19 protein-coding genes and 1 tRNA gene are annotated in these 16,479 nt (G+C 64.4%); 12 read left to right on the forward strand and 8 right to left on the reverse strand.

Translation table 11 applies throughout. The features are described 5' to 3' along the window. Positions 1 to 29 precede the first annotated feature (29 nt). From NGM68_RS03420 to NGM68_RS03430, 3 genes are all read right to left on the reverse strand, one after another. A complete protein-coding gene (locus NGM68_RS03420; protein WP_252700248.1) occupies positions 30 to 452 on the reverse strand; it encodes a CBS domain-containing protein in 423 nt (140 codons plus the stop codon). 165 nt (positions 453 to 617) lie between these two features. After that, positions 618 to 691, reverse strand: a tRNA-Ile gene (locus NGM68_RS03425). A gap of 67 nt (positions 692 to 758) precedes the next feature. Further along, positions 759 to 1,427 carry an FxsA family protein gene (locus NGM68_RS03430; protein WP_252700249.1) on the reverse strand — a complete coding sequence of 223 codons (669 nt, stop codon included), beginning with the start codon at positions 1,425 to 1,427 and terminating at the stop codon, positions 759 to 761. Between the two features lie 153 nt (positions 1,428 to 1,580). Here NGM68_RS03430 and NGM68_RS03435 point away from each other — a divergent pair, with 153 nt between their 5' ends. Both NGM68_RS03435 and NGM68_RS03440 read left to right on the forward strand, forming a co-directional pair. After that, positions 1,581 to 3,308: a DUF255 domain-containing protein gene (locus NGM68_RS03435; protein ID WP_252700250.1), complete on the forward strand. Its 1,728-nt coding sequence runs from the start codon at positions 1,581 to 1,583 to the stop codon at positions 3,306 to 3,308. Positions 3,309 to 3,385: 77 nt separating this feature from the next. Then, on the forward strand, positions 3,386 to 4,189 hold the full coding sequence (locus NGM68_RS03440) for a TrmB family transcriptional regulator (protein WP_252700251.1): 804 nt from the start codon (positions 3,386 to 3,388) through the stop codon (positions 4,187 to 4,189). Positions 4,190 to 4,348: 159 nt separating this feature from the next. Here NGM68_RS03440 and NGM68_RS03445 read toward each other — a convergent pair whose 3' ends face one another. Beyond that, the gene (locus NGM68_RS03445) at positions 4,349 to 4,702 is read right to left on the reverse strand and encodes a DUF7344 domain-containing protein (RefSeq protein WP_252700252.1); all 354 of its coding nucleotides are present in this window, start codon (positions 4,700 to 4,702) and stop codon (positions 4,349 to 4,351) included. 147 nt (positions 4,703 to 4,849) lie between these two features. Continuing rightward, complete coding sequence (locus NGM68_RS03450) at positions 4,850 to 5,065, reverse strand: hypothetical protein (protein ID WP_252700253.1); 216 nt, start codon at positions 5,063 to 5,065, stop codon at positions 4,850 to 4,852. A gap of 203 nt (positions 5,066 to 5,268) precedes the next feature. Here NGM68_RS03450 and hmgA point away from each other — a divergent pair, with 203 nt between their 5' ends. Together hmgA and NGM68_RS03460 are read left to right on the forward strand one after the other, a co-directional pair. Further along, positions 5,269 to 6,501, forward strand: a complete 1,233-nt coding sequence (gene hmgA, locus NGM68_RS03455) for a hydroxymethylglutaryl-CoA reductase (NADPH) (RefSeq protein WP_252700254.1) — start codon at positions 5,269 to 5,271, stop codon at positions 6,499 to 6,501. Between the two features lie 91 nt (positions 6,502 to 6,592). Beyond that, on the forward strand, positions 6,593 to 6,868 hold the full coding sequence (locus tag NGM68_RS03460; protein WP_252700255.1) for a hypothetical protein: 276 nt from the start codon (positions 6,593 to 6,595) through the stop codon (positions 6,866 to 6,868). 198 nt (positions 6,869 to 7,066) lie between these two features. On the opposite strand, the gene NGM68_RS03465 is transcribed toward NGM68_RS03460, so the two are convergent. Next, positions 7,067 to 8,470 (reverse strand): MFS transporter, encoded by a 1,404-nt coding sequence (locus NGM68_RS03465; RefSeq protein WP_252700256.1) that lies wholly within the window; start codon positions 8,468 to 8,470, stop codon positions 7,067 to 7,069. A 160-nt stretch (positions 8,471 to 8,630) separates the two neighbouring features. On the opposite strand from NGM68_RS03465, the gene NGM68_RS03470 reads away from it, so the two are divergent. The 6 genes from NGM68_RS03470 (at position 8,631) to NGM68_RS03495 (ending at position 12,414) form a co-directional block, all read left to right on the forward strand. Further along, positions 8,631 to 9,605: a succinylglutamate desuccinylase/aspartoacylase family protein gene (locus NGM68_RS03470; RefSeq protein ID WP_252700257.1), complete on the forward strand. Its 975-nt coding sequence runs from the start codon at positions 8,631 to 8,633 to the stop codon at positions 9,603 to 9,605. Continuing rightward, complete coding sequence (locus NGM68_RS03475; RefSeq protein ID WP_252700258.1) at positions 9,598 to 10,701, forward strand: pyridoxal-phosphate dependent enzyme; 1,104 nt, start codon at positions 9,598 to 9,600, stop codon at positions 10,699 to 10,701. The genes NGM68_RS03470 and NGM68_RS03475 overlap by 8 nt, the downstream gene beginning before the upstream one ends. Before the next feature lie 130 nt (positions 10,702 to 10,831). Then, positions 10,832 to 11,260, forward strand: a complete 429-nt coding sequence (locus tag NGM68_RS03480; protein ID WP_252700259.1) for a hypothetical protein — start codon at positions 10,832 to 10,834, stop codon at positions 11,258 to 11,260. A gap of 153 nt (positions 11,261 to 11,413) precedes the next feature. Beyond that, positions 11,414 to 11,671: a HalOD1 output domain-containing protein gene (locus NGM68_RS03485; RefSeq protein ID WP_252700260.1), complete on the forward strand. Its 258-nt coding sequence runs from the start codon at positions 11,414 to 11,416 to the stop codon at positions 11,669 to 11,671. A gap of 91 nt (positions 11,672 to 11,762) precedes the next feature. Then, positions 11,763 to 11,978 carry a DUF8149 family protein gene (locus tag NGM68_RS03490; RefSeq protein WP_252700261.1) on the forward strand — a complete coding sequence of 72 codons (216 nt, stop codon included), beginning with the start codon at positions 11,763 to 11,765 and terminating at the stop codon, positions 11,976 to 11,978. Beyond that, entirely contained in the window at positions 11,971 to 12,414 is a 444-nt protein-coding gene (locus NGM68_RS03495; protein ID WP_252700262.1) for a hypothetical protein, read from the forward strand. The genes NGM68_RS03490 and NGM68_RS03495 overlap by 8 nt, the downstream gene beginning before the upstream one ends. Before the next feature lie 147 nt (positions 12,415 to 12,561). Here the strand turns inward: NGM68_RS03495 and NGM68_RS03500 are convergent, their stop codons facing one another. Beyond that, complete coding sequence (locus NGM68_RS03500; RefSeq protein ID WP_311136054.1) at positions 12,562 to 13,119, reverse strand: cyclophilin-like family protein; 558 nt, start codon at positions 13,117 to 13,119, stop codon at positions 12,562 to 12,564. Here NGM68_RS03500 and pyrG point away from each other — a divergent pair. Together pyrG and guaA are read left to right on the forward strand one after the other, a co-directional pair. Beyond that, positions 13,096 to 14,772: a glutamine hydrolyzing CTP synthase gene (gene pyrG / locus NGM68_RS03505; protein ID WP_252700263.1), complete on the forward strand. Its 1,677-nt coding sequence runs from the start codon at positions 13,096 to 13,098 to the stop codon at positions 14,770 to 14,772. The genes NGM68_RS03500 and pyrG overlap by 24 nt on opposite strands. After that, a complete protein-coding gene (gene guaA, locus NGM68_RS03510; RefSeq protein WP_252700264.1) occupies positions 14,772 to 15,689 on the forward strand; it encodes a glutamine-hydrolyzing GMP synthase in 918 nt (305 codons plus the stop codon). The genes pyrG and guaA overlap by 1 nt, the downstream gene beginning before the upstream one ends. Before the next feature lie 99 nt (positions 15,690 to 15,788). On the opposite strand, the gene NGM68_RS03515 is transcribed toward guaA, so the two are convergent. Then, a complete protein-coding gene (locus NGM68_RS03515; protein WP_252700265.1) occupies positions 15,789 to 16,208 on the reverse strand; it encodes a DUF7344 domain-containing protein in 420 nt (139 codons plus the stop codon). Positions 16,209 to 16,479: the final 271 nt, after the last annotated feature.

A 16,479-nucleotide genomic window follows, 5' to 3' on the forward strand; every position in this document is an offset into this window, starting at 1 on the left:
GCAACTCGAGCGTCGCCGACGGTGCGTGGTCAGTAGGAGGGGCGCTGTGCCTGGATGACGCCGGCGAGTTGCTGGTGTTCGTCGGCGAGCAGTTCGTTCAGGTCGTCACTCGTGATGATCCCGGTCAGTTCACCGTCAGAATCCACGACGGGAAGTCGACGAATGCCGTGTTCGCTCATCAGTTCGGTTGCCTGGTAAAAGCCGTCACCCTGGTCTATCGTACACAGATCCGTCGACATGACGGCTTCGGCGGTTACTTCCGTCGGGTCGTCACCCGCGGCGACGACTCGCACCGCCAGGTCGCGATCCGTGACGATGCCAACGGGCTCGTTGCCGTCGGTGATCACGACGCTGCCGATGTCCTCGTCGTCCATCATCGTCGCGAGTTCGCTGGCCGGTTCGTCTACGGACGCCGTGATGACATCGCTCCGTGCGAGATTTTCGATTGGCATCGTTCCAACTGTCCTTCACCGACGACGGTCATAATGCCAGACCCTACTGGTTGTCTGCGGGTATCGTCACGGGTGCTGACACTGATAGAAGCGCTCTGGTTCGAGTCATCGACACTCGGGATGGAACCGTAGTAGTGGCTCGCAGGGTTGCTCTCGGCGAGAATATGGGCCAACTCGGATTTGAACCGAGAGCCTCCACCTTATCAGAGTGGCGCTCAACCTGATTGAGCTATTGGCCCGCTTCGCAATAGGCAGTTGCGTGGAGGGACGTTTAAACGTTTCTTTCTTGCAGACCCGTGAGAACCGCTAGCGAGCGGTGGCGTCGCCGGTGTCGTCACGGTCGTCCTCATCGTCCTCGAGATCGAACCGTGTATCCCTGGTCTCTTCGTGCCCGGTATCGACCGTGTAGGCGTCTTCGCCGAGGTCGACGGTGTCGTCGGATCCGTCGCTGTGCTCCCCTCGAGCGGTTCCCACCGTAAAACCACCGGCGGAACTCGAGGTGCCGCCGGCCCACGAGGCGCGGGCGGATCCCCCGTCTCCGCTCGAGTCGTCCGGGAAGCCGCTCGTCCAGACGACGCCGCTGGCGAGGCCGTCGGTCTGTTTGTCGAGGTAGGGGACGATGATGAACCGCTTGAGCGCCATCCGGATGGGAATCCGCGTCGGCGGGAGTACGAGCAGGAAGCCGATGGCGTCCGTTACCAGCCCCGGCGTCAGCAGGAACGCGCCAGCGGCGATCAACAATCCACCGTCGAGGAGCTGGTTCGTCGGTGGCTTCCCCGCTGCCAGCGACTGTTGTGTCTTCCGGAGCGTTCTGCGGCCTTCGGCCCGTACGAGTAACATCCCGATGAGGCCGGTCAGGACGACCAGTGCGACCATCCCGACCCACCCTAGCACGTCGTACTGGGAGACGACGATGGCGAGCAACACCGCGTCGAGAAACGGGATGAACAACAACGCGAGGATCCACCGAAGCATTACTCGAGATAGCTGCCCGAGGGTGAAAACCCTTTACTCTCTCTGCAGGCTGGCTGGTTCCTCGATCGTCCTCGAGTCCCGAGCGCGAACCACAGGTGCGTACTGAAAGTCCCGAACGAAGGGCTTACCCCACCGACAGCCCACCGATCGGGTATGGAAGACGTCACGCGGGTCGAGTGGCGCGAGTGGGGGACAACGGCGTTCGACGAGGCAGCCGAGCGCGATGTCCCGGTCTTGCTCTCGCTCACGGCGACCTGGTGCGATCACTGCCACGAGATGGATGCCGAAACGTACGCCGTCCCGACGCTGGCGGCGAACGTCAACGATGGGTTCGTCCCGGTTCGCGTCGACGTGGATCGCCAGCCACGCGTGCGCGACCGGTACAACATGGGCGGCTTTCCGTCGACGGTCTTTCTCGCTCCGGACGGCTCGCTGTTGACTGGCGCCGGCTATCTGGGACAGGATGGATTGCGACAGGTGCTCGAGAGCGTTCGCACCATGTGGCAGGAGAAGGGAGCCGACGCGGGAACGATTCCGCGTCCGCTCCGGGACACCGAGACGCCGTCGGGGTCGCTGACGGCCGACGTCGAACGACAGATGCTCGGCCAGCTCACCGACAGCTACGACGAGGTTGCCGGCGGGTGGGGTGAGCAGCCGAAGTTCCCGCTGCCGGACGCCCTCGAGTTCGCGCTCAAGCGCGACCGGGAGATGGCGTTACGATCGTTCGACGCCGTCTCGGCGAACCTGCTCGACGAACACGAGGGCGGGTTCTATCGGTTTGCCACCGAGCGAAACTGGTCGGGGATCCAGCACGAGAAGCTGCTCGATTCGAACGCAGCGCTCGTGCGGGCGTTCGCGAACGCCTACCTCTACACGGGAGCCGACACCTACCGCCAGCCGGCCGAGCGAACGATCGAGTACCTGACGACGACGCTCTGGACGACTGGCGATACGACTGATGCTGACGGAGCTGCTGAGGAGGAGACGACCGGTACCCGAGGCGCGTTCGCCGGCAGTCAGGCGCCAGGCGATCCAGCGGCATACACCCTCGAGGCCAGCGACCGGGAGGCCACCGCGGAACCGCCAGTGGACGGGACTGTTTTCGCGGGCGCGAACGCACTGGCCGTCGACGCGCTCTGTACCTACCACGCCTACACCGACGACGAACGCGTGCGTCGATACGCCGAGCGTGCCCTGACCACACTTCGGGAGGAACTGCTCGAGAACGGCGTCGTCGTGCACCACCGAACCCCACGGGGCGAGGGTGCTGATGAGACGGACACGAACACGGAACCCGATAATGTGATCGAACGCGGCCTCCTCGCCGACCAGGCGCGCGTGCTCCAGGCGCTGACGACCGCTCGAGCTGTTCTCGGCGAGGGGACGGTCGAGGAGGCGGTAGCCGTCGCGGAGGCGACCGTCGATCGGCTTCGCGACGGGGACTCGTTCGTCGACGGGCCGGCCGACGGTGCGGGTCTGCTCGAGCGTCCGCTACGGCCGCTGAACACGAACGTCGAACTGGCCGACGCGCTCCTCGATCTGGCGGCCATCACGGGCGACGATCGATACGAGACGATCGCTCGCGAAACCCTCGAGGCGTTCGCCGGCGCGAGCGATCGGTTCAACGTCCAGGTCGCCCGGTATGCGAGCGTGACGACGCGCGTGCTTGAGGGAACGCTAGTGATCCGCGTCGGATCGCCTGCCGGCTCCGATCTCCACCGGGCGGCCTGCCGGATCGCCGATCACGAGAAAGTCGTCGTCCCAGACGCTTCCGACGTCCAGGATGGCGAGGCGGTCGCCACTATGGGGGATCGATCGACCGCACCTGTGACAACGCCCGCCGAGTTGAGCGAGCAGCTTGCAACGTTGCTGTCGGCGTAATCTGGGCGCCTCGAGGGAACTCGCCGAGCGATCAAACTACCCAAGCGTTTATACTTGTGGATTACCGTGGTAGGGATATGGCCACGTTACGGGATCTCGGACTCTCTGAGTACGAAGCACGGGCGTACCGGGCACTGCTCAACACCGGCCCCACAACCGCAAAAGAGTTGTCCCGCGCGAGCGACGTCCCGATGGGGCGCATTTACGACGTGCTCAACAGCATCGAACAGTACAATCTGGTGCGTAGTCAGACCGCCAGCCGACCCAAAAAGTACGTCGCCGTCGAGCCCGCGACGGCGCTCGACCGGCTGCTGGACGACAAAAAACGCGAACTCGAGGAGAAAGCAGATCAGTACGAGTCCATCGTCGACGACCTGGCTGCGGAACTCGACGCGGCCGAGCCGGTCGAAGAGCAGTTCTGGACGGCCGCCGTCGGCCCCGATGAGACGATCGACCTGTTGCTCGAGCGCCTCGCTGCCGCCGACCGGAACATCGTGATGGTGGCGGCCGACCCCTCGCCGCAGATCGACATCCGAACGGTCGGCGACGACGTGCTGGCGACGCTCGAGGCGGCGCTCGACCGCGGCGTGTCGGTGAACGTCCTTATGAGCCGCAGTCTGGTGAATGCACTCTCGCCGAGGGTGGGCCGGCGCTATCAGGAAGCGTTGCAGGAACGATCGGATTTCGACGTGCGGACGAACGACGACGTGACCGGCTCGTTCAACGTGATCGACGACGTCGAGGTCGTCATCCAGGTACCGAACCCGCTGGGATCGGGCGAGGCCTTCGGGATGATCGATCTGAAGGATCCGGAGTTCGCCGCGGACGTCCACGAGGAGTTTTTACCGCGGTGGGAAGCGGCGACGCCGTTGACGTTTTGACCGTCGTGGACGGCTCGCTCCGGATTCTTCTCTCAGTATTTCCCGTCTCGCTCTGTATGCCTTTCCCGGTCTCACTCGAGTCCGCAGATCGATGTCTCTCGAGTAGTGGCGTTCTCGGCGACGCAGAAGGGCGGTCAAATGAACGCGTGGGTAAAAGCGCTACTCGCCCTGTTCGGCGAGTTTCAGGTACGGGTCGATCACGTGTCGGTCGATCGCAAGCGAGACGAGTTCGGTTTCCTCGTCGTATCGAACGAGGCCGAAATCACACAGGTACGGCAGGTGCCGGTGATGTAAATCGACGAGGATGCGCTGGTACCAGTCGAAGGACGGGGTGTCCTCTTTCAGGGCGATGTATTCGCCGAGATCGCCGATGTGGATTGCCGCCGGCTTCTGTGCGAGATACGAGAGCGTAAACTGGCGTCGTTCCTCCGCAAAGGCCCCGAACAGGTGGGTGGGGGTGATCTCGACGGTCGCAGGTGCTGTGTTCTGCGGATGCTTGGTTTGTGGCTTCATAGTGGCTCTGTACCGTACCTACGCTCTCGCACCGACCAGTCTCGTCGCCAACTTCAGCAGAGTACGTATCGAGGTGTCGCGCGCATCCACATAACCTTTGTTGTGTGGGTCATATCTAGAAAGAAAATGGTTCAGGGACGTTACCGGTCATTCCTCGAGGAATTCCGGTTTGTAGGCCGATTCGTCGTCGGTCTCTATTTTTTCGATCGTCACCGTCCAGGCGGGGGCGGCAGAAACGGGAGATGTGAGCTGCCACTCGCCTTCGACAATTGTACCGCTGCCGAATGCGGTCGCGATAAGCTCCGTCAGCTCGTGTTCGAAACGCTCGATGGCGCTAGTATCGGGGGAGGGTTGTTGGGTCATGATACGGCGAGCACCGACCGATATGCTCACCCCGTTTCAGGTACGGCGCGGAGATAACGTTGTCTCCTCGAGAATCACCGACGGGACTGTCCCGTTCCGGCCGGTTACACGTCTTTGACAGGCCCAGCCGTCGGTGGACACTGGATCGGAGCTCGCCGTACGGATCAACAACGCTTAGCATCCATGCGCCTCTCGTCGTAGGTATGACCAACGCCGAAACCCTCGCCGACCGCGTCCGGTCGGGGGAGTTGCGACTGCACGAACTCGAGGAACACGCCGACCACGACACCGCCGCGGCGGCCCGTCGGCACCTGCTCGAGACCGACACCGGCGTCGATCTCGAGACGGTCGGCGACTACGCCTTCGACGCCGAAGTGGCCGACTCGGCCATCGAGAACATGATCGGCGCGGCCCAGGTACCGATGGGCGTCGTCGGCCCGGTGACCGTTAACGGCGGGGCCGCGAGCGGGCAGTATCACCTCCCCCTGGCGACGACCGAAGGAGCCCTGCTGGCCTCCGTCAACCGGGGGCTGTCGGTGATCGAATCGGCCGGCGGTGCGAGCGCCCGCGTGACGAAAAACGGGATGACTCGAGCCCCCGTCTTCCGGGTCGACGGCGTCGTCGAAGCCGCCGAAACCGTCGAGTGGGTGGGCGAGAACCTCGAGGCCCTGCGCGAGGCCGCGGAGTCGACGACGAGCCACGGGAAGTTGCTCGACGTCGAACCGTACGTCGTCGGCGATTCGGTCTTTCTGCGGTTCGCCTACGACACGAAGGACGCGATGGGGATGAACATGGCCACGATCGCTACCGGCGAAGCGTGTGCGGTCGTCGAGGAGCACACGCCCGCCTCGCTGGTCGCCCTCTCGGGCAACCTCTGTTCGGACAAGAAACCGGCGGCGATCAACGCCGTCGAGGGTCGGGGCCGATCGGTCACCGCCGACGTCGTCATCCCCGGCGAGGTCGTCGAAGAGCGCCTCCACACCACCGCCGACGCCATCGCGGAGGCCAACACCCGGAAGAACCTCATAGGAAGCGCCAAGGCGGGCAGCCTGGGGTTCAACGCCCACGCGGCCAACGTCATCGGCGCGGCCTTCCTCGCGACGGGGCAGGACGAAGCCCAGGTCGTGGAGGGGGCGAACACGATCACGACGATGGACGCCCGGCCGAACGACGGGGACGAGGGGTCGGCCGACCTCTACGCCTCCGTCTCCCTCGCCTCCCTCGAGGTCGGTACCGTCGGCGGCGGCACGAAACTCCCGACCCAGTCCGAGGCGCTCGAGATTCTGGGCCTGCGCGGCGGGGGCGACCCCGCCGGCAGCAACGCCGACGCCCTCGCGGAGGTGTTCGCGGTGGGCGCGCTCGCGGGCGAACTCTCCCTGCTGGCGGCGCTGGCCTCGCGCCATCTCGCGAGTGCGCACGCGGATCTGGGCCGGTAGTTCGAGCGAATCGGTACTCGAGCACGATCCACGTCCGCCATCGCCGCGAACGAAATACTGACGTGACAGTCACGAAAACGTACACGCAACTATGCCGTCCCTTCGCTCGGTGCTGTCGTCGCTGTTGATCATCGTCGCCGGAATCGTCGTCATGGTCGTCCTCTCGACCGTCGTCTTCTTCGTGACGATTTTCGTCGTCTCGACGGGCTCGAGCCTGGCCGGTTACGACCCGAGCGCCGACTTCGTCGTCCTCTCCTCGGCACTGATCGTCGTCGCCGTCATCCTCACCGGCGGATTCACGCCACGGCTGTCGGGCTCGAGCGAGCCAGAAGAAGAGACCACGTTCGACGACCGAACGTTTCGGTGAGCACCCGCGGGACGTGATCGTGCACTCGCTGCCGGCCGGGACGCCGCGGCGAGGACGTTCCGCGACGTAGTGTGGGTACTCGAATGGCTGAACCGAGTTCGAGTATCTGAATACCGTTGAATGTCGGTCAACACACAGGGATCCCCCGTAGACCACGACTCGAGCAGCGGACTCGAATCAGTCGAACACCCAGGAACCCTACTTATAGGCCTCGAACTCCTTCCCGAAGAGGAGGAAGTACGCCGTCCCGAGGAGGCCGATGACCGTGGCGATGGAGAACGCCAGGACGGGATCGCCCGTGATGAGTTCCTCGCCCGTGAACGGGTTCGAGATGCCCTCCCAGAGAACGCCGCCGAGGGCGGCGCTGGGGATGACGATCAGGTTCCGGAGCAGGTAGTACGAGCCAGTGACGCGCCCGCCAGCGCCCATCTCGGCCGGGCCGACGATCAGCGCCTTGTGCGCTGGTAGCCCCGCAAAGCGCAGGCCGGAGAACGCGAACAGCAGCGCGAGCACGCCCGCAGTGGTGAGCGCGCCGATCCCGCCCTCGGGCACCGAGATCAGCATGATCGGGAAGACGGCGTAGACGAGAAAGCCCATCGCGACGATCGGTTTAAGCCCCACGCGTTCGGCGAGTTTGGCCGCTGGAATCATCACGAGCAGCGCGACGGCCATCTCGAGGCTCAACAGCAGGCCGAAAAACGCCGGCGGCGAGAGGGAATCGCCGACGAGCGGGAGCGCGACGGGGAGGGAGAGGCCGACCGCGAGGAAGTCGGTGACGACGAGGACGAAGAAGATGTAGACCATCCCGTTCGCGAAGCGGACGAGGGTGTCCCCGACGAGCAGCGGACGGAGTTCTGCGGGCATCTCGCGAAGATCCCGTTTGATCTGGGCGACCCCCTCGAACTCCTTGCCGAAGGAGTCTTCGCTCGAGTCGTACAGCTGGTGCTGGACGAGCGTGCCGAGGACACCGAAGACGATGGCGACGACGAGGATGAGCTGGAAGGCGAGCACGACGTCGTCGGCGGCGCCGGTGAACGGCGCGAAGATGATGGCGGCGATCAGCGGGCCGACGAGGAAGGCGGTGCGCCGGAAGCTCTCGGTGCTCGCGAAGCCGGCAGCCAGCTGTGCCGGCGGGACGGCCTGTTTGACGATGGCGTAGGTCGCCCCGAGCCCGAACGATTTCCAGGCTTGAGCGAAGACGAGGCCAACGAAGATGGCGACGATCGAGAGCTCGACCGGACCGACCGCGATTCCCGAGAGGAGCGGGGCGGCGAGCCAGATGCCGAAGCCGACCGTCGCGAGAAAGCCGAACGCGGTGAGGGCATACCGCGAGCCGATGCGATCGGAGATCGCCCCGCCCGGATACGGGTAGACGGCGCTGATTACGTTCCCGAACGTGCCGAAGAGGCCAACGGCGATGCCGGTCGCCCCCAGCGCTACCATGTACTCGGCCATGTAGCGATTGGTCATCTGGAAACCGAGACTGAACGCGAACATCGCCAGCGAGAGGACGATAACGTCCCGCTCGAGCGCGAAAAATTGCCGCCAGGCGTCGAACGGGTCTGCCCCGTCCGTTTCGGTGGGCGACTCCTCGAGACTCATGAGCGCTCGTTTCCGAGTCCAGTTCCAAGGGTGTTTCCGTCCCGGCGAGGCCCACGGCGGTGGATGCTCGATCGTCGGTAGTCGATTCCCCATCGAGGGCCACGCCCTCCCTCATCGAGAGACCGAACCAGTAAAGGCGGGGGGCTTCGTCGTGAGGCACATGACGACGACGCTCGGGACGGCGAGCGCGTCACCCGGCGAGATCGACACGGGCAGACTCGAGGTCGGCGAAACTCGAGATGGGAGCCCGTTCAGTCTCCCGGTCGCCGTGGTCAACGGCGCCGAGCCGGGACAGACGCTCTACATGCAGGCGGCGAGCGACGGCGACGAGTTGAACGGCGTCGGCGTGCTCAACCACGTCGTTCCACAACTCGATCCGGCGGCACTGTCGGGGACGATTCTCCTCGTTGGAATCGTCAACTACCACGCCTTCCAGGTCGCCGAACACCGCAATCCGATCGACGACACGAAGATGAATCGAACCTACCCCGGCAACGAGTCGGGCACCTCGAGCGAACGGATCGCCCACGAGACGTTCCAGGTCGCCCGCCGGGCGGATCTGATCCTGGATCTCCACCAGGGATCGACCAGCCGGATGATCGACGAGGTACGTATCCGCTGTGGCAAACGCCACCGGCTCCACGATGCGTGTCTCGAACTCGCCCAGGCGTTCGGCGTCGAGTGTGGACACATCCTCGACCAGAAAGGGCCGGAGGGTCAGCTCGCTCGGGCGGCACCAGGCGAGGGAATCCCGACGGTCGACCCCGAACTCGGCGGCGCAGTCGGCTGGAACGAATCGAGCATCCGGAAGGGCGTCGCTGGCGTCTTCAACGTCCTTCGTCATTACGACTTCCTCGAGGGTGACGCCGAGTTCACCAGGCAGACGCGGGCAACCGGGTTCGAGCAGTACGGAGCGCCGGCGGGCGGCCTCGTCCGATTTGGCCCCGACCTCGGCGACCGCGTCACGGCCGGTGAGACGCTCTTCACGATCACGTCCCCCTTCGGGGAGCCAAAAGCGACCGTCACGGCCGACACCGACGGAATCTTCTGGCGCACACGACGACTACCGCAGGTGGCGACCGGCGAGTACGTCTGCTCGGTCGGCACCGATATCGACACGATTACTCATGCCTAGCGACCTCTACTGCCCTGACTGTGGAACCGAGTACGCGGCCGGCCCTGACGAACCCTGGCGATGTACCTGCGGACACGCCCTCGAGTTCGTCGCCCGCCCCCATCCCGAGGGGAACCCGCTCCCGCTGTCCCGACTCGACACCTCCGAAGGGCTGTGGACGTTCTTCGAGTTCCTCCCGATCGAAAAACACGTCACGTTCCACGAAGGGTTCACCCCGCTCGTGGATGCCCCCGAGTGGGACGCCCAGTTCAAACTCGAGTACGTCTTCCCGACGGGCTCGTTCAAGGATCGCGGGGCGACGACCACCCTGTCCCGAGCCGTGGAACTCGGCGTCGAGAAGGTGATCGAGGACTCCTCAGGCAACGCCGGTGCGTCGATCGCCGCCTACGCGGCGAAGGCCGGGATCGAGGCGGACATCTACGTGCCTGCGGACGTCAAACAGTCGAAGTTGATGGCAATCCAGCGCGTCGGTGCCAGGCCAGTCCGGGTCGAGGGAAGCCGCGAGGACGTCACCGCCGCGTGTCTCGAGGCCGTCGGGGACGGCGAGGGCTGGTATGCATCCCACGCCTGGAATCCGGCGTTTTTTGCGGGGACGATGACGTTCGCGTTCGAAATCGCTGCCCAGCGCAACTGGACGGTACCCGACGCTGTCGTCCTCCCAATCGGCCACGGGACGCTCTTTCTGGGCGCTTACCGCGGATTCAAGCTCCTCCTCGACGCCGGTATCGTCGACCGGATGCCCCGCTTGCTCGGTGGCCAGGCCGCCGGCTACGCCCCCATCGTCGCCGCGCTCGGCGGCGAGACGACCGATGCCGACGGCGAACGAACCGACATCGCCGACGGCATTCAGATCGCCGAACCTGCTCGTGGCACCCAGATCCTCGAGGCCATCGAGGACACCGACGGCGACGCTATCGCCCTCGGGAGCAACGTGCTCGAGACGACGCTCGACACCCTCCACCGGCACGGATACTACGTCGAACCGACGTGTGCGGCGGCTCCGGCGGCCCTTCGACGGTATCGGGAGGCCGGCGTCATCGACGAGGACGACGACGTCGTCGTCCCGCTCACGGGGAGCGGACTGAAGACGATGTAGTGATTGAGTGGCGACCTGATCGCTCTGCTGTGTCCCTCGAGCCGAGGCACTCGATCGTCGTGTTCTGTCTCGGTCGAACAGGTGACAACCGAGAGTAATGTTTTTACAGGCACATATATTTGTGAATCACATGGGTGGACTACCGGGACGCAAGGCCTCAATGCTGGCCGGTCTCGTCGCCGGCGTCTTGCTCTCCGGGAGCGTCGTCGCGTTCCACGTGTATCTTGCAGGCTTCGAACACAGCGACGGACTCGTTGGGGGAATCGCGGCTCTCTGGGTGTTTGGCGGCGTCTTTCTGTTCGGGGCGCTACCGGGGTATCTCTCGGTGCGATATCGGCTGTTCTCACCGGCTGCCCTCGCGTCGGGCGTCTACGTGCTCGTCCTCTACGAGAGCGTCCCGCACGTACTCGACCGCGAGCAATCTGCCGGTGCGGGGCTGGTGACGACCCTCTTCGATCTGTTTCTCCTGTTCTGGTTCGTGCCGCTCGCCGGCGCACTCGTCGTCGGTGCTATCGAATACGCGATTCGCTATGACGACCCGCTGTCGTCGAAGGAGTGACCTGTCACGTGCATTCGTTCCCTCGGTATCAGCAACACAGGTGAACGGGTGTCGTACCGTCGTCGGTATCACCTCGAGTCTCGTTTTGGCTGCCTTCTCAGGCCGTGGGAATGATCAACTAACCTCATGGTCGTGGGTAGCCAGCAACCACTGATGATGAAAACGGGGAGCCACCGATGGAATCGCGAGACCGAGTCGGCCACGATTGGTGTCGTCAAAGCCGTTGCAGCCGCCACGGACGTCCAACCGGAGGCTATCGAACCGCTCTATGGCTCCGTCGACGGCGACGCGCTGAACAGCCTGCTTGAGCGGGGCGACGACGTCTGTGTGACCTTTCCGTACGCCGGGTTCGACGTCGAGGTGAGGGCGACCACGGTACAGTTGACGGCACCCGCCGACGACGGTGGGTAGCGACGAGACGGAAAGGAGGACTGAGCGATGACACGAGGATGAGGACTGAGCGACGATACGATTTTGAGGGTGGCACTCGAGTGTCCACATAATGACTGATTCCGAGGACGACGCACGGGTACCCGTACAGTGTGACGTGTGTGAAACCCGGACGCGAGTCCCGCTGTCGGAGCTCGCCGAATCCATCGAGCGTCACAACGAGGACGTCCACGACGGCGAGCCGATCGCCGAAGTCGACCCCGACCTCAAGGAACAACTGGCCAACCTCGTGGTCGACGACATGGGATTGCTCGAGGAGGATGCCTGAGGGCACCACCGACTCGAGGCTGCGGGATCCGACGACACTCGACTGGCGGTTGCTCCCCGCGGTGATCGTGGTCGGACTTCTCGTCGTCCGTAGTACCCTGAGCCTGTGGGGTGCCGAGTCATTCCCGTGGGCACTGCTCGTCGGTGCCGCCTTTGGGGCGTTTCTCGTGTTCGGTCCGTTCGCCTGGCTCGCCCGTGGGCTCCTCGAGGCGAGTGCGCGGGAAGTCGCCGTTCTCGTCGGGTTCGGACTGGCCATCCTCGCGCTTCCGTTCGCGCTGACGGCGATGCTGGTACTGGAGCTCCCGTTCTGGTTCGCCGCCGACGCGTTCGTCGTGGGGTCGATCCTCGGCGTCGCTGGCGTGTTCGCGGCCGAACGAACTGGCCTTCCGGAGCGGATCGTCAGCGCGGCGACCGTCGTGATCGAGATGGATGATTGAAGCGGGTGCCTGAGTCGGAAATTCATTTATTCGGTATTTATTTGCTCGAGGCGACGGTCGTTGAGTACTCGACCCTACTACGAGAAGCATAGCGACTGACTACACTATTTGTACCAATAGCGGTGGTGTGTCACTCTTCGAGGTTCGTCACCGTCGCTCGAGTCCCAGCTTCGCCTCGCCATCCTCGAGTTCCTCAAGGGCGGAAATGTCTCGAACCCGACCGAAGACGTTCACGGGTGAGGCTGCACGTGGTTCGTCGGCATCGCTCGCGGGGGTAGGCCCCCAGAACAGACACAGCGCGTTGCCGGCCGGCCAGTAAGCGAGGGCACCTACCGGAACGTCAGTGCGGGCGTTCTCGGCCGACACGTCCACCGGAACCGAAACGTACAGTTCCTCACCCCAGCGGGCAGCGTCGCCCGACAGCGGGAGCGCCTCGCCGATGGCGGCGCGGGTGTTTGGGGCTTCGTCGAGCCAGTCGGCCTCGAGGCGGTGTTCGTCGACGGTGACGACGAGGGCTGCGTCATCGGAATCGCTGGATCCGGACATGGATGCGTGTGCGTCCTCGAGTCCCAAAGTTCCCTTCGACTGCAGGGGGCGCCCGTCCGCGAGGCGCCCCTGCCACTGCGTGTCGCGGCGAGCCAGTCCCGAAATCGTTTTGACCTCCTCACCCGGACAGTCGGTATGCCGACGGAACCGGACACCCAATACGACTCCTCGCTCGGGAGCAAGTTTATTTTCGTCACCGGCGGGGTCATGTCAGGTCTCGGAAAGGGAATCACGGCCGCGAGCACCGGCCGGCTCTTGAAGAACGCGGGCTTCGACGTCACCGCGGTCAAGATCGACCCGTACCTCAACGTCGACGCGGGGACGATGAACCCCTACCAGCACGGGGAAGTCTACGTCCTCAAAGACGGCGGCGAGGTCGACCTCGACCTGGGGAACTACGAGCGCTTCCTCGGAATCGACATGACCTCCGATCACAACGTCACCACCGGGAAAACGTACCAGCACGTGATCGAGAAGGAACGCGCGGGCGACTACCTGGGCAAGACCGTCCAGATCATCCCCCACATCACCGACGACATCAAGCGCCGCATCCGCGAGGCCGCCGAGGGCTCCGACGTCTGTCTCGTCGAGGTCGGCGGCACCGTCGGCGACATCGAGGGGATGCCGTACCTCGAGGCCCTGCGCCAGTTCGCCCACGAGGAACCCGAGGAGAACGTCCTGTTCGTCCACGTCACGCTCGTTCCGTACTCGAAAAACGGCGAGCAAAAGACCAAGCCGACCCAGCACTCGGTGAAGGAGGTGCGCTCGATCGGCCTGCAACCGGACGTGATCGTCGGGCGATCGGATAACAAACTCGACCGTGAGACCAAAGAGAAGATCGCCCTCTTCTGTGACATTCCCACCGAGGCCGTCTTCTCGAACCCAGACGTCGAGGACGTCTACCACGTTCCGCTGGTCGTCGAGGAAGAAGGACTCGACGAGTTCGTCCTCGAGCACTTCGACCTCGCCGCCGATGCGCTCCCGCCCGCAGAGCGCACCCGGGAGTGGCGTGACGTCGTCACTACCGAGAAGACCGAATCCGTCGACATCGCCCTCGTCGGGAAGTACGACCTCGAGGACGCCTACATGTCGATCCACGAGTCGCTGAAACACGCCGGCTTCGAACTCGGGGCCGACGTCAACGCCAAATGGGTGTTCGCCGACGACCTCGCCGACGGTCACGACGGAGAACTCGAGGACGTCGACGGGATCATCGTCCCCGGCGGCTTCGGGATGCGCGGCACGGAGGGGAAGATCGAGGCGATCCGCTACGCCCGCGAGAACGACGTGCCCTTCCTGGGACTCTGTCTGGGCTTCCAGATGGCAGTCGTCGAGTACGCACGCCACGTGCTGGGCCTCGAGGGTGCTCACTCCGCGGAGATGGACGCCGAGACGGAACACCCGGTGATCGACATTCTGCCCGAGCAGTACGAAGTCGAGAACATGGGCGGGACGATGCGCCTCGGCGAGCACACGACGGTGATCGAGCCCGAGACGCTCGCCTACGACCTCTACGGAGACACGTCGTGTGCCGAACGCCACCGCCACCGATACGAGGTCAACCCCAGGTACTTCGAAGACTTCGCGGACGAACCGCTGACGTTCTCGGGCACCGCGGGCAACCGGATGGAGATCCTCGAACTGGAGGGCCATCCGTTCTTCTTTGGCACCCAGTATCACCCCGAGTACAGTTCCCGCCCCGGCAACCCGAGTCCGCCGTTCGTTGGGCTCGTCGAGAGCGTGCTCGAGGTCGGTCGCACAGAAGAGGATGCGGACGCAACCGAAACAGACGAAACGGAGGTTACCCACTGATGGTCGACACAGACACATTCGTTCCGGAGGCCGTAGCAGAGATTGAAGACGAAATCGGTGACGCCAACGCCGTCATCGCCCTCTCGGGCGGCGTCGACTCGAGCGTCGCCGCCGCGCTGGCGTACGAGGCCATCGGCGAGCGGCTGACCCCCGTCTACGTCGACACCGGTCTGATGCGCAAGGGCGAAACCGCCCAGATCCGCGAGACGTTTTCGTTCATGGAGAGCCTGCGGGTCATCGACGCCAAAGATCGGTTCCTCGAGGCGCTGTCGGGCGTCACCGACCCCGAAGAGAAGCGCGCGGTGATCGGCGAGCAGTTCATCCGTGAGTTCGAGCGGGAGGCCCGCGACGCCGACGCCGACTACCTCGTCCAGGGGACGATCTACCCCGACCGCATCGAGAGCGAGGGCGGGATAAAGTCCCACCACAACGTTGGCGGCCTCCCGGACGTAGTCGACTTCGACGGCATCGTCGAACCCGTTCGCGACCTCTACAAGGACGAGGTTCGCGAGGTCGCTCGCCACCTCGGTCTCGACGAACTGGTCGCCGAGCGGATGCCGTTCCCCGGCCCCGGTCTCGCCGTGCGCGTCATCGGCGAGGTCACCGAGGAGAAACTCGAGGTCGCCCGCGACGCCTGCCACGTCGTCGAGGAGGAACTCGAGGAGTACGAGCCCTGGCAGGCACTGGCCGCCGTCATCGGGAAGGCAACGGGTGTCAAAGGTGACAACCGCGTCCACGGCTGGGTCGTCTCCGTGCGGTCGGTCGACTCTCGGGACGGCATGACTGCCCGCGCCCAGGAACTCGACTGGGAGACCCTCCAGCGGATTCAGTCGCGGATCACCGGTCAGAACGAGACCGTGGCTCGCGTCGTCTACGACGTGACCCACAAGCCGCCGGCAACGATCGAGTACGAGTAGCGCCGTCGCTCGCGGTTCGTTTTCGCGTTCTACGTTGCCGACGAACCACGTCCGGCGGTCACGGATCGGTCGTTTACTCGAGCAGGCGTCGCCTGATACTCACTCCTCGTCGACGTCGAGCAACGACCGGTAGCGCTCGAGTTGGTGTGTCGGCACGATCAGCCCGTCTCCTTCCTCGTACTCGATGAGCCCGTACTCCTCGAGCAGTGGGAGGTGCGTGCGGTGGAGCGAGACGTGGATTCGCTGGCGAAGCTGATGGATCGAGGTTTCGACCGTTGGATCGTATTCGGCGTCGGCGATGTGGCCGATCACCGTCTGGACGTTCAGGGACGAGCGGGCGTTACAGAGCGTCGACAACAGCGCCCGACGCCGCGCGGAGGACAGTATTCGGGGTATCGCTGCCCGGTTGAGCGAGTCCACGGCCTGACCGAGCGACCCGGTTTCGAGCCTGGGGACGGCGTTGTCCGAGCCTGTTCGTCCGCGCTCGCTGTTCGCCAACCGACGTGCGTGGAACGTCATTGGATATGCGAAACACTGTCGAACACGATAGATAAAGGGGAACGGTCGTTTCAACGGTGCCGTGTAAATTCATCGATCCCGAACGGTTTCGACGTGCGTAACGCCAGTTTACCCTGTCGATATGGCAGCCTGCGGCGGTGTGGCGTCGCTTCTAGCGTCGGTTGGGACGGCATCAATTTGGCCCGATTTAGCGCTAAACCCGGCTCGAGAGTCACGGAACTCGATACGTTTCGGGGGCTATCGGTTTCCTAAGACCGTCGTATTGATCGCC

It is taken from the genome of Natronosalvus vescus, assembly GCF_023973145.1.
Lineage (GTDB): Archaea > Halobacteriota > Halobacteria > Halobacteriales > Natrialbaceae > Natronosalvus > Natronosalvus vescus.

Bases quoted from the DNA above. Each gene is read 5' to 3' on its own strand.
- NGM68_RS03430 (WP_252700249.1), bottom strand. From the start codon at position 1,427: ATGCTTCGGTGGATCCTCGCGTTGTTGTTCATCCCGTTTCTCGACGCG.
- NGM68_RS03470 (WP_252700257.1), top strand. From the start codon at position 8,631: ATGACGACGACGCTCGGGACGGCGAGCGCGTCACCCGGCGAGATCGAC.
- NGM68_RS03485 (WP_252700260.1), top strand. From the start codon at position 11,414: ATGATGAAAACGGGGAGCCACCGATGGAATCGCGAGACCGAGTCGGCC.
- NGM68_RS03490 (WP_252700261.1), top strand. From the start codon at position 11,763: ATGACTGATTCCGAGGACGACGCACGGGTACCCGTACAGTGTGACGTG.
- NGM68_RS03515 (WP_252700265.1), bottom strand. From the start codon at position 16,208: ATGACGTTCCACGCACGTCGGTTGGCGAACAGCGAGCGCGGACGAACA.
- NGM68_RS03460 (WP_252700255.1), top strand. From the start codon at position 6,593: ATGCCGTCCCTTCGCTCGGTGCTGTCGTCGCTGTTGATCATCGTCGCC.
- hmgA (WP_252700254.1), top strand. From the start codon at position 5,269: ATGACCAACGCCGAAACCCTCGCCGACCGCGTCCGGTCGGGGGAGTTG.
- NGM68_RS03445 (WP_252700252.1), bottom strand. From the start codon at position 4,702: ATGAAGCCACAAACCAAGCATCCGCAGAACACAGCACCTGCGACCGTC.
- guaA (WP_252700264.1), top strand. From the start codon at position 14,772: ATGGTCGACACAGACACATTCGTTCCGGAGGCCGTAGCAGAGATTGAA.
- NGM68_RS03420 (WP_252700248.1), bottom strand. From the start codon at position 452: ATGCCAATCGAAAATCTCGCACGGAGCGATGTCATCACGGCGTCCGTA.
- NGM68_RS03475 (WP_252700258.1), top strand. From the start codon at position 9,598: ATGCCTAGCGACCTCTACTGCCCTGACTGTGGAACCGAGTACGCGGCC.
- NGM68_RS03480 (WP_252700259.1), top strand. From the start codon at position 10,832: ATGGGTGGACTACCGGGACGCAAGGCCTCAATGCTGGCCGGTCTCGTC.
- NGM68_RS03440 (WP_252700251.1), top strand. From the start codon at position 3,386: ATGGCCACGTTACGGGATCTCGGACTCTCTGAGTACGAAGCACGGGCG.
- NGM68_RS03465 (WP_252700256.1), bottom strand. From the start codon at position 8,470: ATGAGTCTCGAGGAGTCGCCCACCGAAACGGACGGGGCAGACCCGTTC.
- NGM68_RS03495 (WP_252700262.1), top strand. From the start codon at position 11,971: ATGCCTGAGGGCACCACCGACTCGAGGCTGCGGGATCCGACGACACTC.
- NGM68_RS03450 (WP_252700253.1), bottom strand. From the start codon at position 5,065: ATGACCCAACAACCCTCCCCCGATACTAGCGCCATCGAGCGTTTCGAA.
- pyrG (WP_252700263.1), top strand. From the start codon at position 13,096: ATGCCGACGGAACCGGACACCCAATACGACTCCTCGCTCGGGAGCAAG.
- NGM68_RS03435 (WP_252700250.1), top strand. From the start codon at position 1,581: ATGGAAGACGTCACGCGGGTCGAGTGGCGCGAGTGGGGGACAACGGCG.